The sequence below is a fragment of the Pseudomonas sp. JH-2 genome, from assembly GCF_036231725.1.
In the GTDB taxonomy this organism is placed as follows: Bacteria; Pseudomonadota; Gammaproteobacteria; order Pseudomonadales; family Pseudomonadaceae; genus Pseudomonas; species Pseudomonas delhiensis.
The window spans coordinates 102,779-117,781 of record NZ_JAZAQP010000006.1 but is presented as its reverse complement, the minus strand read 5'-3'; the positions used below and the strand labels follow the sequence as shown (position 1 = coordinate 117,781).

The 15,003-nt window shown below is 66.9% G+C and carries 14 protein-coding genes; all 14 read left to right on the top strand.

Annotation, left to right across the window (positions count from 1 at the left end; genetic code table 11):
- Positions 1–14 precede the first annotated feature (14 nt).
- The gene (locus VV867_RS06335; protein ID WP_328565888.1) at positions 15–647 is read left to right on the top strand and encodes a TRAP transporter small permease; all 633 of its coding nucleotides are present in this window, start codon (positions 15–17) and stop codon (positions 645–647) included.
- Positions 644–1,924: a C4-dicarboxylate TRAP transporter large permease protein DctM gene (gene dctM / locus VV867_RS06330; protein WP_109931917.1), complete on the top strand. Its 1,281-nt coding sequence runs from the start codon at positions 644–646 to the stop codon at positions 1,922–1,924. Before VV867_RS06335 ends, dctM begins: the two co-directional genes overlap by 4 nt.
- A 149-nt stretch (positions 1,925–2,073) precedes the next feature.
- Positions 2,074–4,029 carry an acetate--CoA ligase gene (acs, locus tag VV867_RS06325; protein ID WP_109931919.1) on the top strand — a complete coding sequence of 652 codons (1,956 nt, stop codon included), beginning with the start codon at positions 2,074–2,076 and terminating at the stop codon, positions 4,027–4,029.
- A 158-nt stretch (positions 4,030–4,187) separates the two neighbouring features.
- On the top strand, positions 4,188–4,535 hold the full coding sequence (locus VV867_RS06320; protein WP_328565887.1) for a toxin: 348 nt from the start codon (positions 4,188–4,190) through the stop codon (positions 4,533–4,535).
- On the top strand, positions 4,532–4,849 hold the full coding sequence (locus VV867_RS06315; RefSeq protein WP_328565886.1) for a helix-turn-helix domain-containing protein: 318 nt from the start codon (positions 4,532–4,534) through the stop codon (positions 4,847–4,849). The genes VV867_RS06320 and VV867_RS06315 overlap by 4 nt, the downstream gene beginning before the upstream one ends.
- Before the next feature lie 701 nt (positions 4,850–5,550).
- The gene (locus VV867_RS06310; RefSeq protein ID WP_009620740.1) at positions 5,551–6,330 is read left to right on the top strand and encodes an ABC transporter substrate-binding protein; all 780 of its coding nucleotides are present in this window, start codon (positions 5,551–5,553) and stop codon (positions 6,328–6,330) included.
- Between the two features lie 168 nt (positions 6,331–6,498).
- Positions 6,499–7,188 carry an ABC transporter permease gene (locus VV867_RS06305; RefSeq protein WP_089391835.1) on the top strand — a complete coding sequence of 230 codons (690 nt, stop codon included), beginning with the start codon at positions 6,499–6,501 and terminating at the stop codon, positions 7,186–7,188.
- 13 nt (positions 7,189–7,201) lie between these two features.
- Positions 7,202–7,900: an ABC transporter permease gene (locus VV867_RS06300; RefSeq protein ID WP_089391834.1), complete on the top strand. Its 699-nt coding sequence runs from the start codon at positions 7,202–7,204 to the stop codon at positions 7,898–7,900.
- Positions 7,901–7,916: 16 nt separating this feature from the next.
- Positions 7,917–9,029, top strand: coding sequence for a succinylglutamate desuccinylase/aspartoacylase family protein (locus VV867_RS06295; protein WP_328565885.1), 1,113 nt, complete (start codon positions 7,917–7,919; stop codon positions 9,027–9,029).
- Between the two features lie 15 nt (positions 9,030–9,044).
- Positions 9,045–9,809 carry an arginine/ornithine transport ATP-binding protein AotP gene (gene aotP, locus VV867_RS06290; protein ID WP_328565884.1) on the top strand — a complete coding sequence of 255 codons (765 nt, stop codon included), beginning with the start codon at positions 9,045–9,047 and terminating at the stop codon, positions 9,807–9,809.
- Between the two features lie 34 nt (positions 9,810–9,843).
- Positions 9,844–10,827, top strand: a complete 984-nt coding sequence (argR, locus tag VV867_RS06285) for a transcriptional regulator ArgR (RefSeq protein ID WP_109931929.1) — start codon at positions 9,844–9,846, stop codon at positions 10,825–10,827.
- A gap of 633 nt (positions 10,828–11,460) precedes the next feature.
- Entirely contained in the window at positions 11,461–12,681 is a 1,221-nt protein-coding gene (locus VV867_RS06280) for an aspartate aminotransferase family protein (RefSeq protein WP_328565883.1), read from the top strand.
- A 161-nt stretch (positions 12,682–12,842) separates the two neighbouring features.
- Positions 12,843–13,859, top strand: a complete 1,017-nt coding sequence (gene aruF / locus VV867_RS06275; protein WP_328565882.1) for an arginine/ornithine succinyltransferase subunit alpha — start codon at positions 12,843–12,845, stop codon at positions 13,857–13,859.
- A gap of 98 nt (positions 13,860–13,957) precedes the next feature.
- Positions 13,958–14,977, top strand: coding sequence for an arginine N-succinyltransferase (astA, locus tag VV867_RS06270; RefSeq protein ID WP_328565881.1), 1,020 nt, complete (start codon positions 13,958–13,960; stop codon positions 14,975–14,977).
- Positions 14,978–15,003 lie beyond the last annotated feature (26 nt).

Genomic DNA, 15,003 nt, shown 5'->3' with positions numbered 1-15,003 from the left:
TCCGGAGCGAAGCCATGCAACGACTCAAGCGTGCCTGCGAGCGCCTGGAGGAGGGCCTCATCGCCCTGCTGCTGGCGGCCATGGCGCTGGTGACATTCTTCTACGTGGTGGTGACCAACGTGTTCACCCTGTTCTACGACCTGGGCGATACCTGGCCGGCCATCAGCGGCCCGAGCTACGCCGTGGGCGATGCCATCCTCGGCGTGGCCCAGGACATGAGCTGGAGCAATGCGCTGACCAAGGCGCTGTTCGCCGGGCTGATCTTCCTCGGCCTGGCCTATGGCGTGCGCACGGCCGGGCACATAGGCGTGGACGTGCTGGTGCGCCTGGCGTCGCGCCCCATGCAGCGCTGGCTCGGCCTGCTCGCCTGCCTGTGCTGCATGGCCTACGCCGGCCTGCTCGCGGTGGGCAGCTTCGACTGGGTGAGCACCTTGCGCGGCGCCGGCATCGGCGCCGAGGACCTAGCCCGGTTCGGCGTGCGCCAATGGCACATAGCGCTGGTCGTGCCGCTGGGCTTCGCCCTGGTGTTCGTCCGCTTCCTCGAGGTGCTGGTGCGCATCCTGCGCGGGCGGCAGACCGGGCTCGGCCTGGCCGACGAGGCCGCCGAGGCGCTGAAGCTGCAGGACACCGAGGAGACGCGGCCATGACGGTGCTGTTCCTGTTCATCCTGCTGTTCGCGCTGATGTTCATCGGCGTGCCCATCGCCGTGTCCCTGGGCCTGGCCGGCTCGCTCACGCTCATGCTGTTCAGCGAGGACTCGGTGCGCTCGCTGGCCATCAAGCTGTTCGAGACCAGCGAGCACTACACCCTGCTGGCCATCCCGTTCTTCCTGCTCTCCGGCGCCTTCATGACCACCGGTGGCGTGGCGCGGCGGCTGATCGCCCTGGCCAACGCCTGCGTCGGGCACATCCGCGGCGGCCTGGCCATAGGCGCGGTGCTGGCCTGCATGCTGTTCGCCTCGCTGTCCGGCTCCAGCCCCGCCACGGTCGCGGCGGTGGGCTCCATCGCCATCGCCGGCATGGTCCGCGCCGGCTACCCGCAGGCCTTCGGCGCCGGCATCCTGTGCAACGCCGGCACCCTCGGCATCCTCATCCCGCCATCGATCGTCATGGTGGTCTACGCCGCGGCCACCGAGCAGTCGGTGGGCAAGCTGTTCATGGCCGGGGTGGTCCCCGGCGTGCTGCTCGGGGTCGTGCTGATGCTGGCGATCTACGTGGTGGCGCGGGTGCGCCGCCTGCCGGCGCTGCCGCGGGCCAGCCTGCGGCAGGTGCTGGGGGCGGTGCGCGAGGCGGGCTGGGGGCTGCTGTTGCTGGCGATCATCCTCGGCGGCATCTACGGCGGCCTGTTCACCCCCACGGAAGCCGCCGCGGTGGCGGCTATCTATGCCGCCTGGGTGGCCCTGTGCGTGTACAAGGACCTGGCCTGGCGCGAGGTGCCGCGGGTGCTGCTGGAGTCCGGCAAGCTGTCGATCATGCTGATGTTCATCATCGCCAACGCCATGCTCTTCGCCCATGTGCTGACCACCGAGCAGATTCCCCAGCAGGTCACCGCCTGGATGGTCGACCTGGGCCTGCGGCCCTGGCAGTTCCTGCTGCTGGTGAACGTCCTGCTGCTGGTCGCCGGGGCCTTCATGGAGCCGTCGGCGGTGATCCTGATCCTGGCGCCGATCCTCTTCCCCATCGCCATGGAGCTGGGCATCGACCCCATCCACCTGGGCATCATCATGGTGGTGAACATGGAGATCGGCCTAGTCACCCCGCCGGTGGGGCTCAACCTGTTCGTCACCTCGGCGGTCACCGGCATGCCGCTGGGCTCCACCGTGCGCGCGGCCCTGCCGTGGCTGAGCGTGCTGCTGGCGTTCCTGCTGCTGATCACCTACGTACCGCTGATCTCCCTCGGGCTGCCTCGTCTGTTGGGACTGTGACGCATTGCCGCAGGCCCCGTCAGCCGGGCTGATGGGGCTTATCACTACGACTAAGGATTGGTAAGACCATGGTCGTATGGTCCCTGCGCACCCCGGCCGTTACAACTTGGTCCCAACAAGAACAACACTCCGAACCGAGGTAACGTGTCATGACTGCGGCATCCGTGTATCCCGTGCGCCCCGAAGTGGCCGCCAATACCCTGACCGACGAAGCCACCTACAAGAAGCTGTACCAGCAGTCGGTGGTCAACCCCGACGGCTTCTGGCGCGAGCAGGCCCAACGGGTGGAATGGATCAAGCCCTTCACCAAGGTCAAGCAGACTTCCTTCGACGACCACCACGTCGACATCAAGTGGTTCGCCGACGGCACCCTCAACGTTTCCTACAACTGCCTCGACCGTCACCTCGCCGAGCGCGGCGACCAGGTGGCGATCATCTGGGAAGGCGACGACCCGTCCGAGCACCAGGAAATCACCTACCGCGAGCTGCACGAGCAGGTCTGCAAGTTCGCCAACGCCCTGCGCGGCCAGGACGTGCACCGCGGCGACGTGGTGACCATCTACATGCCGATGATCCCGGAAGCCGTGGTGGCCATGCTCGCCTGCACCCGCATCGGCGCCATTCACTCCGTGGTGTTCGGCGGCTTCTCCCCCGAAGCCCTGGCCGGCCGCATCATCGACTGCCGCTCGAAGATCGTGATCACCGCCGACGAAGGCGTGCGCGGCGGCAAGAAGACCCCGCTCAAGGCCAACGTCGACGACGCCCTGACCAACCCGGAAACCAGCAGCGTGCAGAAGATCATCGTCTGCAAGCGCACCGGTTCGGACATCAAGTGGCACTCGCACCGCGACGTCTGGTACGAAGACCTGATGAAGGTCGCCGGCACCACCTGCGCCCCCAAGGAAATGGGCGCCGAGGACCCGCTGTTCATCCTCTACACCTCCGGTTCCACCGGCAAGCCCAAGGGCGTGCTGCACACCACCGGCGGCTACCTGGTGTACGCCTCGCTGACCCATGAGCGCGTGTTCGACTACCGCCCCGGCGAAGTCTTCTGGTGCACCGCCGACATCGGCTGGGTCACCGGCCACAGCTACGTGGTCTACGGCCCGCTGGCCAACGGCGCCACCACCGTGCTGTTCGAAGGCGTGCCGAACTACCCGGACATCACCCGCGTCGCCAGGATCGTCGACAAGCACAAGGTCAACATCCTCTACACCGCGCCCACCGCCATCCGCGCCATGATGGCCGAGGGCAAGGCCGCGGTCGAAGGCGCCGACGGCTCCAGCCTGCGCCTGCTGGGTTCGGTGGGCGAGCCGATCAACCCGGAAGCCTGGCAGTGGTACTACGAGACCGTCGGCCAGTCGCGCTGCCCGATCGTCGACACCTGGTGGCAGACCGAGACCGGCGCCTGCCTGATGACCCCGCTGCCGGGCGCCCACGCCCTGAAGCCGGGCTCCGCCGCCAAGCCGTTCTTCGGCGTGGTGCCGGCCCTGGTGGACAACCTGGGCAACATCATCGAGGGCGCGGCCGAGGGCAACCTGGTGATCCTCGACTCCTGGCCGGGCCAGGCGCGCACCCTGTTCGGCGACCACGACCGCTACGTCGACACCTACTTCAAGACCTTCAAGGGCATGTACTTCACCGGTGACGGCGCCCGCCGCGACGAGGACGGCTACTACTGGATCACCGGCCGCGTCGACGACGTGCTCAACGTCTCCGGCCATCGCATGGGCACCGCCGAGATCGAGAGCGCCATGGTCGCCCACCCGAAAGTGGCCGAGGCCGCGGTGGTTGGCGTACCGCACGACATCAAGGGGCAGGGCATCTACGTCTACGTCACCCTGAACGCCGGCGAGGAAGCCAACGAGCAGCTGCGCCAGGAACTCAAGGCCTGGGTACGCAAGGAAATCGGCCCGATCGCCACCCCGGACGTCATCCAGTGGGCCCCGGGCCTGCCGAAGACCCGCTCGGGCAAGATCATGCGCCGCATCCTGCGCAAGATCGCCACCGCCGAGTACGACGCCCTGGGCGACATCTCCACCCTGGCCGACCCGGGCGTGGTGCAGCACCTGGTGGACACCCACCGGGCGATGAAAGCCGCCTGATCCGCCGCTGAAACGAAAGACGCCCCGGCTTGCCGGGGCGTTTTTCTTTGTGCGCTGAGCTGATTTCCTACAGGGCTGTCTTATTCGGTCGATCGACCCGCATGGTTGTAGCCATGCAGTCTGTGGCTTCAAAAATATACGTTAATAGCGCATATGATATGAACGCCACATTTGTCGAGCTATCCCCATTCGAGCGCAATCGCCGTCACTACCTGGACGACGATGCGTTTCGGTTGCTCCAGCAGCTTCTACTGACGCGACCTGACGCCGGGGACGTGATCGCTGGCACCGGTGGCCTGCGCAAGATCCGCTTCGGCGACCCGAGGCGTGGCAAGGGAAGGCGGGGAGGGCTGCGAGTGATCCATCACTGCTGGCTGGGTGGTGCCCAGTTCTGGCTGTTCACCTTGTACGACAAGGATGAGCAGGATGATTTGAACGAACGGCAGAGAAACCAGTTGGCCATGCTGCTGCAGGCGGAATTGAAATCGAGAGGAACGGGGCGATGAGCAAGCGCGACATCTTTGCCGAGTTGCTGGAAGGCTTCGACGACTTGGCGGCAGAGCGCCAGGGCAAGATCACCTTGCGAACCCACAAGGTCGAATTGGCGCCGCTGTCGCCGGCGACGGGGGAGGAAATAGCTGCATTGCGCGAACGCCTGAACATGTCCCAGCCGGTCTTCGCCCGACTCCTCCATGCCGCGCCGGCGACCTTGAAGAACTGGGAACAGAACCGCTCGCGCCCCAACGATCAGGCCACCTTGCTGATCCGCCTGCTGGCCAGGCACCCGGAAACCCTGGACCTGATCACCGGGTTGGCCTGAGTCGGGACGATGGGTATCGCTTCGCTCCACCCATCCTACGTGCAGGAGCGCGCCTTGCGCGCGAATCGCGGACAGAGTCCGCTCCTGCGGTCCCAGGGATGCACCGTCGTGGGACCTTGTCCGCGATAGCCGGCCGTCCCGGCGCGATTCGCGGATGAGATCCGCTCCTACGCCACCCCCCCGTACCATTCCATGTAGGAGCGCGCCCTGCGCGCGAATCGCGGGCAGGGCCCGCTCCTACAGGTTGGCGCCCGACGCCGAATGGCATGCGGTAACACTACCCGCCCCGCTGCGACAAAATGAGGCGCCCGGAAACATTTCGCACACTTCCCGTGCGTGTTTTCCGACGTCCATCAACCCGCCTCCGGGCTGGAGGCCTCGTAATTACTGAGGTATTCATATCATGGCCCGATACCTGCAGTGAATATAGGTTTTACTATTCCCGCCTTGATCACCTAAAATCCGCCCCGTCAAGATGTCGAAGCCCGCTCTCCGGCGCTTCTATAATTAGTTGTCGCATTGAAGAAATAACCGCCCAGGGGCTGTCGCTAGAATGCCGCTCACCCTGGATGGCGTGGTTTTCCACGAGAAACCCGCCACGGCAATGCGCGCAGACGACAAGAACCTTCACTTCTGCACGGGCAGCCTGGGCCAACCCCTTTCTCCTGCCAATCGAAGTCCTACCCTCGAAGGAGTTACTGATGAAGAAGTTCGCACTTCTCGGCGCGCTGGCGCTCTCCGCTATCACCGCTATGGCCCACGCCGACGACAAGCCCGTGCGTATCGGCATCGAAGCGGCCTACCCGCCGTTCTCCTTCAAGACCCCCGATGGCCAGTTGGCCGGCTTCGACGTCGACATCGGCAATGCGCTGTGCGAAGAGATGAAGGTCAAGTGCACCTGGGTCGAGCAGGAGTTCGACGGCCTGATCCCGGCGCTGAAGGTGCGCAAGATCGACGCCATCCTCTCGTCGATGACCATCACCGACGAGCGCAAGAAGTCCGTGGACTTCACCAACAAGTACTACAACACCCCGGCCCGCTACGTGATGAAGGAAGGCTCGGCGCTGAACGACCCGCTGACCGACCTCAAGGGCAAGAAGGTCGGCGTGCTGCGCGGCAGCACCGCGGACCGCTACGCCTCCGGCGAGCTGACCCCTGCCGGCGTGGAAGTGGTGCGCTACAACTCCCAGCAGGAAGCCAACATGGACCTGGTGGCCGGCCGCGTGAACGCGGTGGTCGCCGACTCGGTCAACCTCGACGACGGCTTCCTCAAGACCGACGCCGGCAAGGGCTTTGCCTTCGTCGGCCCGCAGCTGACCGACGAGAAGTACTTCGGCGAAGGCGTGGGCATCGCCGTGCGCAAGGGCGATAGCGCCCTGGCCGGCAAGTTCAACGCCGCCATCGCCGCGCTCCGTGCCAACGGCAAGTACAAGCAGGTCCAGGACAAGTACTTCAAGTTCGACGTCTACGGTTCGAACTGACCCCTGACCGAAAAGTGGCGCAAACCCGGGCCGAGACCTGAAGTTTGTGCCACTTTTTTATTGGGCGGCGGGCGTCTAGGCGACTGTCGTCGGTTTCCGGGCTGCGGGCGGCGTGGCCCGTCGTTCTGCGTTCGCCGCTGCGGCGAGCGGTTGCATGAGGTGCTGACCATGTTCAACGGTTACGCGGCCACCATCGTCGATGGTGCCTGGCTGACCCTCCAGCTCGCCCTGTTGTCGATGGCCCTGGCGGCGGTGCTCGGCCTGGTCGGCGCGGCTTTCCGCCTGTCGCCCGTCCGCTGGCTGGCCTGGTGCGGGGACGCCTATTCCACGGTGATCCGCGGCGTGCCCGACCTGGTGCTGATCCTGCTGATCTTCTACGGCGGCCAGGACCTGGTGAACCGCGTGGCGCCGCTGCTCGGCCACGACGACTACATCGACCTCAACCCCTTCGTCGTCGGCGTCGGCACCCTCGGCTTCATCTTCGGCGCCTACCTCTCGGAAACCTTCCGCGGCGCCTTCATGGCCATCCCCAAGGGGCAGGCCGAGGCCGGCTTCGCCTACGGCATGAGCCACCTGCAGGTGTTCTTCCGCGTGCAGGTGCCGCAGATGATCCGCCTGGCCATCCCCGGCTTCACCAACAACTGGCTGGTGCTGGTCAAGGCCACCGCGCTGATCTCGGTGGTCAGCCTGCAGGACATGATGTTCAAGGCCAAGCAGGCCGCGGACGCCACCCGCGAGCCGTTTACCTGGTACCTGTTCGTCGCCGCCCTCTACCTGGTGGTGACCAGCGTCTCGCTGCTGTTGCTGCGCCTGCTCGAGCGCCGCTACTCGGTGGGCGTCAAGGTCGCGGAACTGTAAGGGGAGCCACGCGATGATCTTCGACTACACCGTCATCTGGGAAAACCTGCCGCTGTACTTCAGCGGCCTGCTGGTGACCCTCAAGCTGCTGCTGATCTCCCTGGCCGTGGGCCTGCTGCTGGCCGTGCCGCTGGCGCTGATGCGCGTGTCCAAGCGCCCGGCGGTGAACCTGCCGGCCTGGCTGTACACCTACGTTATCCGCGGCACCCCCATGCTGGTACAGCTGTTCCTGATCTACTACGGCCTGGCCCAGTTCGAGGCGGTGCGCAACAGCGCCTTCTGGCCCTGGCTGTCCAACGCCAGCTTCTGCGCCTGCCTGGCCTTTGCCATCAACACCAGCGCCTACACCGCGGAAATCCTCGCCGGCAGCCTCAAGGCCACGCCCCACGGCGAGATCGAGGCGGCCAAGGCCATGGGCATGTCGCGCCTGAAGATGTACCGCCGCATCCTCCTGCCCTCGGCGCTGCGCCGCGCGCTGCCGCAGTACAGCAACGAGGTGATCATGATGCTGCAGACCACCAGCCTGGCGTCCATCGTCACCCTGGTGGACATCACCGGTGCCGCGCGCACCGTGAACTCGCAGTACTACCTGCCGTTCGAGGCCTTCATCACCGCCGGGGTCTTCTACCTGATCCTGACGCTGATCCTGGTGCGCCTGTTCAAGGCCGCCGAACGCCGCTGGCTGGCCTACCTGGCGCCACGCAAGCACTGAGGCGGAGGAGCGGAGCATGCAACGCATCGATCACCTGTTGCCCTGCGCCAGCCTCGGCGCCGAACGCCGCCTGAGCGTCTTCCGCTATGGCGCCGGCGAGCGCAAGGCCTACATCCAGGCCAGCCTGCACGCCGACGAGCTGCCGGGCATGCGCACCGCCTGGGAGCTGAAGCTGCGCCTGGCCGCGCTGGAGGCCGAAGGCCGCCTGCTCGGCACGGTCGAGCTGGTGCCGGTGGCCAACCCCGTCGGCCTCGGCCAGTGGTTGCAGGCCAGCCACCTCGGGCGCTTCGAGACCAGCAGCGGGCAGAATTTCAACCGCGGCTTCGTCGACCTGGCGTCCCTGGTCGAGCCGCGCGTCGCCGGCCAGCTGGGCGCCGACGCACCGGCCAACGTGCAACTGGTCCGCCAGCACATGCGCGAAGCCCTGGACGCGCTGGCGCCGGCCACTTCCGAGCTGCAGGGCCTGCAACGCCTGCTGCTGCGCCATGCCTGCGACGCCGACGTGGTGCTCGACCTGCACTGCGACTTCGAGGCCTGCATCCACCTCTACGCCATTCCCCAGCACTGGCCGCAGTGGCGCTCCCTGGCGGCGCGGCTGAAGGCGGGCGTGGCATTGCTGGCGGAGGATTCCGGCGGCAATTCCTTCGACGAATCCTGTTCGCTGCCCTGGCTGCGCCTGGCCCGTGCCTATCCACAGGCGGATTTGCCCGCGGCGTGCATGGCCACCACGGTCGAGCTGGGCAGCATGGGCGACACCCGCGTCGAGCAGGCGCGCGCCAACGCCGAGGCGATCCTGGCCTTCCTCGCCGAACAGGGGCTGATCGCCGGCGATTGGCCGCAAGCGCCGGCCGAGTGCTGCGAAGGCATGCCCTTCGAGGGCACCGAATACCTCGCCGCGCCCCATGCCGGGGTGGTCAGCTTCCTGCGCCGCGCCGGCGAGTGGGTGGAGAAGGGCGAGGCGCTGTTCGAGGTGGTGGACCCGCTGAACGACAAGGTCAGCACCCTGTACGCCGGGACCGCCGGCGTGCTCTTCGCCCTGGAGCGGGGGCGCTACGCGCTGGCAGGACACTGGATGGCCAAGGTGGCCGGGCGTGAGCCGTTCCGTACGGGCCGGCTGATCAACGACTGAATTCGAGTAACCGACATGTACAAACTGGAAATCCAAGACCTGCACAAGCGCTACGGCACCCACGAAGTGCTCAAGGGCGTTTCCCTGGCGGCGAAAGCGGGCGACGTGATCAGCATCATCGGCTCCTCCGGCTCGGGCAAGAGCACCTTCCTGCGCTGCATCAACCTGCTGGAGCAGCCCCACGCCGGCAGGATCCTGCTCAACGGCGAGGAGCTGAAGCTGGTGCCGAACAAGGACGGCGCGCTCAAGGCCGCCGACACCCGCCAGCTGCAGCGCATGCGCTCGCGCCTGTCGATGGTGTTCCAGCACTTCAACCTGTGGTCGCACATGAGCGCCCTGGACAACGTCATCGAGGCGCCGGTGCACGTGCTCGGCGTATCGAAGAAGGAAGCCCTGGAGAAGGCCGAGCACTACCTGGCCAAGGTCGGCGTGGCGCACCGCAAGGACGCCTACCCGGCGCACATGTCCGGCGGCGAGCAGCAGCGCGTGGCCATCGCCCGCGCCCTGGCCATGGAGCCGGAGGTGATGCTGTTCGACGAACCGACCTCGGCGCTGGACCCGGAGCTGGTGGGCGAGGTGCTCAAGGTCATGCAGGACCTGGCCCAGGAAGGCCGCACCATGGTGGTGGTGACCCACGAGATGGGCTTCGCCCGCGAGGTCTCCAACCAGCTGGTGTTCCTGCACAAGGGCCTGGTGGAAGAGCGTGGATGTCCGAAAGAGGTGTTGGCCAACCCTCAATCGGAGCGTCTGAAGCAGTTCCTTTCCGGCAGCTTGAAGTAAGCTGTCCCCCGAAGAAGTCGACAGAAGCCTCCGCATGACTGCCCAACGCATCGGTTTCCTGCTCTGGCCCCAGACCCGCGCGCTGACCCTGGCGCTCGCCGAGGAGGCCCTGCGGGTCGCCCGGCGCCTGCACCCCGAAGCGCTCTACGACCCGGTGTTCATGAACGCCGAGCAGCCCGCCGAGGGCGACGGCTGGCGCCTGCCGGGGCAGGCCTGGCAAGGCGTGCTGGAGCAGTGTCAGCGCGTCTTCCTGGTCGCCGACGAGGCGCCGCAGCAGGTCTCCGCGCCGCTGGCCGCCGCCCTCAAGCAGCTGGCCCGCGGCGGCGCCAGCGTCGGCGCGCTGTCCGCCGGCATCTACCCGCTGGCCCAGCTCGGCCTGCTCGACGGCTACCGCGCCGCGGTGCACTGGCGCTGGCACGACGACTTCACCGAGCGCTACCCCAAGGTCATCGCCACCAACCACCTGTTCGAGTGGGACCGCGACCGCCTCAGCGCCTGCGGCGGCATGGCCGTGCTCGACCTGCTGCTGGCGGTGCTGTCCCGCGACCACGGCGCGGAACTGGCCGGCGCGGTGTCCGAGGAGCTGGTGGTCGAGCGCATCCGCGAGGGCAGCGAGCGCCAGCGCATTCCGCTGAAGAACCGCCTGGGCTCCAGCCACCCCAAGCTCACCCAGGCGGTGCTGCTGATGGAAGCGAACATCGAGGAGCCGCTGACCACCGACGAGATCGCCCAGCACGTCTGCGTGTCGCGCCGCCAGCTGGAGCGCATCTTCAAGCAGTACCTGACCCGCGTGCCCAGTCAGTACTACCTGGAACTGCGCCTGAACCGCGCGCGGCAGATGCTCATGCAGACCAGCAAGTCGATCATCCAGATCGGCCTGTCCTGCGGCTTCTCCAGCGGCCCGCACTTCTCCAGCGCCTACCGCAACTTCTTTGGCGTGACCCCTCGTGAGGACCGTAATCAGCGTCGTGGGCAGGGTGTCGCCGATGGTGCGCCGGGGCCTGGCGAGCGGGGGTGAGTGGAGCGGGGGAGGCTCCCGGTTACGCTGACGTTGGGCTTGGCCGCGTTCCCTCTCCCCAGCCCTCTCCCTGAAGGGAGAGGGGGCTTGTCCGTGCCGAGAGAAGGTATGGTCTTAGCCTGAGGCTTTCGGCGTTGCCGGCTAACTCCTGTACATCCGCGTCTGCCCAACGGTCCCCTCTCCCTTCAGGGAGAGGGTTAGGGAGAGGGGCGGAGCCGAGTCCAGGCGCTGTAGCCACCGGGGAATCCCCTTCGCGAGCAAGCTCGCTCCTACAAGAGCAAGCGCGGTGCTGCGTGGGCTTTTCGTAGGAGCGAGCTTGCTCGCGAACAATCGGGATTTCCCGGCAACGCCGAGCGTCCCGGAGAGGAAGGGCCAGGCGTCCTCTCTCCCCCACGAAAACCCCACCCAACCTTCCCCTGTCCGGCCATCGAACAAATTCCCCCGCGCCTTGTACCCGCGGGCCCTCCCTGGCTTTACACTGCGCCTTACCGACGCTTTCTGTCGCATTTCCGAAAGCCTCGGAAATCCACGGGTTGGCGCTATAAGAAGTTGTCGCTTGGCGGCAATGCCAACCGGTCTTTCGTCCCTACAATCCTTCCATCGATAGCCGCCTCACCAGGCAGGAGAACACCGATGTCCGCTCCGCATGCTCAGGTACAACGCTCCGACTTCGACCAGTTGATGGTCCCCAACTACTCTCCGGCCGCCTTCATCCCGGTGCGTGGTCAGGGTTCGCGAGTCTGGGACCAGAGCGGCCGCGAGCTGGTGGACTTCGCCGGCGGCATCGCCGTCAACTCCCTGGGCCACTGCCACCCGGCGCTGGTCGGCGCGCTGGCCGAGCAGGCCAACAGGATCTGGCACGTCTCCAACGTGTTCACCAACGAGCCGGCCCTGCGCCTGGCGCAGAAGCTGATCGACGCCACCTTCGCCGAGCGGGTGTTCTTCGCCAACTCCGGCGCCGAGGCCAACGAGGCCGCGCTCAAGCTGGCGCGCCGCTACGCCCACGACGTCTACGGTCCGCAGAAGTACGAGATCATCTCGATGGTCAACAGCTTCCACGGCCGCACCCTGTTCACCGTCAACGTCGGCGGCCAGGCCAAGTACTCCGACGGCTTCGGGCCGAAGGTCGAGGGCATCACCCACATCCCGTTCGACGACCTGGACGCGCTCAAGGCGGCCATCTCGGACAAGACCTGCGCCGTGATCATCGAGCCGGTGCAGGGCGAGAGCGGTGTGCTGCCGGCCGACAAGGCCTACCTGGAAGGCGTGCGCAAGCTGTGCGACGAGCACGACGCGCTGCTGATCTTCGACGAAGTGCAGAGCGGCTTCGGCCGTACCGGCTACCTTTACGCCTACCAGCACTACGGCGTGGTCCCGGACATCCTCTCCAGCGCCAAGAGCCTGGGTGGCGGCTTCCCCATCGGCGCCATGCTGACCACCGCGAAGATCGCCGAGCACCTGGTGGTGGGCACCCACGGCACCACCTACGGCGGCAACCCGCTGGCCTGCGCGGTTTCTGGCGCGGCCTTCGATGTGATCAATACTCCTGAGGTGCTCGAAGGCGTGCGCGCCAAGCACGAGCGCTTCAAGGCGCGCCTGGAGAAGCTCGGCCAGGAATACGGCATCTTCACCCAGGTCCGCGGCCTCGGCCTGCTGATCGGCGCGGTGCTGTCCGATGCCTGGAAGGGCAAGGCCAAGGACGTGTTCAACGCCGCCGAGAAGGAAGGCCTGATGATCCTGCAGGCCGGCCCGGACGTGGTGCGCTTCGCGCCCAGCCTGGTGATCGAGGACGCCGACATCGACGAAGGCCTGGATCGCCTGGAACGCGCGGTGGCCAAGCTCACCCGCGGCTGATCGGCAGTACGGCGCCGGCCATTCCGCCGGCGCCGGTTCGACCCGGCCGGGTGCGCCCGGCCGTTCTTCGCAGGCCCCGAATGCGTTGGCGCAGGCTGTCCCGTGCCTGCGACGCGACGGGGAAAGTTCATGTGGTTTTGTCTGGTTAGAGGAGTGACGCCATGCTGGTGATGCGCCCCGCCCAAGTGGCCGACCTGCAGCAGGTGCAGCGTCTCGCCGCGGACAGCCCGGTCGGCGTCACGTCGCTGCCGGACGACGCGGAAAGGCTGAAGGAAAAGATCCTGGCCTCGGAAGCGTCGTTCGCCGCCGAAGTCAGCTACAACGGCGAGGAAAGCTACTTCTTCGTCCTCGAGGACACTCAGACCGGGCAACTGGTCGGCTGCTCGGCCATCGTCGCTTCGGCCGGCTTCTCCGAGCCCTTCTACAGCTTCCGCAACGAGACCTTCGTGCACGCCTCGCGCGAGCTGAAGATCCACAACAAGATCCACGTCCTCTCGCTGTGCCACGACCTCACCGGCAACAGCCTGCTGACCAGCTTCTACGTGCGGCGCGAGCTGGTGAACACCCCCATCGCCGAGCTCAACTCCCGCGGCCGCCTGCTGTTCATGGCCAGCCACCCGGAGCGCTTCGCCGACGCCGTGGTCACCGAGATCGTCGGCTACAGCGACGAGCAGGGCGAGTCGCCGTTCTGGAACGCCGTCGGGCGCAACTTCTTCGACCTCAACTACAGCGAGGCCGAGAAGCTCTCCGGGCTGAAGAGCCGCACCTTCCTCGCCGAGTTGATGCCGCACTACCCGATCTACGTGCCGCTGCTGCCGGACGAGGCGCAGGAGGCCATGGGCCAGGTGCACCCGCGGGCGCAGATCACCTTCGACATCCTGATGCGCGAAGGCTTCGAGACCGACAACTACATCGACATCTTCGATGGCGGCCCGACCCTGCACGCGCGCACCTCGGGCATCCGCTCCATCGCCCAGAGCCGCCTGGTGCCGGTGCGCATCGGCGAGGTGCCCAAGGCCACCCGCAGCTACCTGGTCACCAACGGACTGCTGCAGGACTACCGTGCGCTGGTCGCCGAGCTGGACTGGGTGCCCGGCAAGCCGGTGACCCTCGGCGCCGAGGCCGCCGAGGCCCTGGGCATCGGCGAAGGTGCCAGCGTCCGCCTGGTGGCGGTGTGAGTCATGGGCTGCAGGCTGCAAGCGGCAGGCTGCGGGCCCAAACGGAAGCTTTCGCCGGTGGCCTGGAGCCTGCGGCCTGAAGCCGAAACGGAGTGAATATGATCGTTCGTCCTGTCACCAGCGCCGACCTGCCGGCCCTCATCGAACTGGCGCGCAGCACCGGCACCGGGCTGACCACGCTGCCGGCCAACGAGCAGCGCCTGTCGCACCGCGTCGGCTGGGCCGAGAAGGCCTTCCGCGGCGAAGCCGAGCGCGCCGACGCCGACTACCTGTTCGTCCTCGAGGACGACGCCGGCAAGGTCGTCGGCATCTCCGCCGTGGCCGGCGCCGTCGGCCTGCGCGAGCCCTGGTACAACTACCGTGTCGGCCTCACCGTCAGCGCCTCCCAGGAACTGGGCATCCATCGCGAGATCCCCACGCTGTTCCTGGCCAACGACCTCACCGGGCAGTCCGAGCTGTGCTCGCTGTTCCTGCATGCCGACCACCGCACGGGCCTCAACGGCCGCCTGCTGTCCAAGGCGCGCTTCCTGTTCATCGCCGAGTTCCGCGAGCTGTTCGGCGACAAGGTGATCGCCGAGATGCGCGGCATGTCCGACGCCGAGGGCCGCTCGCCGTTCTGGGAAAGCCTGGGCCGGCACTTCTTCAAGATGGAATTCAGCCAGGCGGACTACCTGACCGGCGTTGGCAACAAGGCCTTCATCGCCGAACTGATGCCGAAATTCCCGCTGTACACCTGCTTCCTCTCGGAAGAGGCGCGCAACGTGATCGGCCGCGTGCACCCGGACACCGAACCGGCGCTGGCCATGCTCAAGGCCGAGGGCTTCAGCTACCAGGGCTACGTCGACATCTTCGACGCGGGCCCGGCCATCGAGGCGCCGACCGAGAAGATCCGCGCCATCGCCGACAGCCAGGCCCTGGTGCTGGCCATCGGCACGCCGGGCGATGACGCCGAGCCCTACCTGATCCACAACCGCAAGCGCGAGGAGTGCCGCATCGCCGCGGCCCCGGCGCGGGTCGCCGCCGGCTCCCTGGTGGTCGACGCGCAGACCGCCAAGCGCCTGCGCCTGTCCGCCGGCGCCTCGGTGCGCGCGGTGCCGCTGTCCGCCGGAAAACGCTGATCCCGCGCGGATCGGAGGAGAACAAG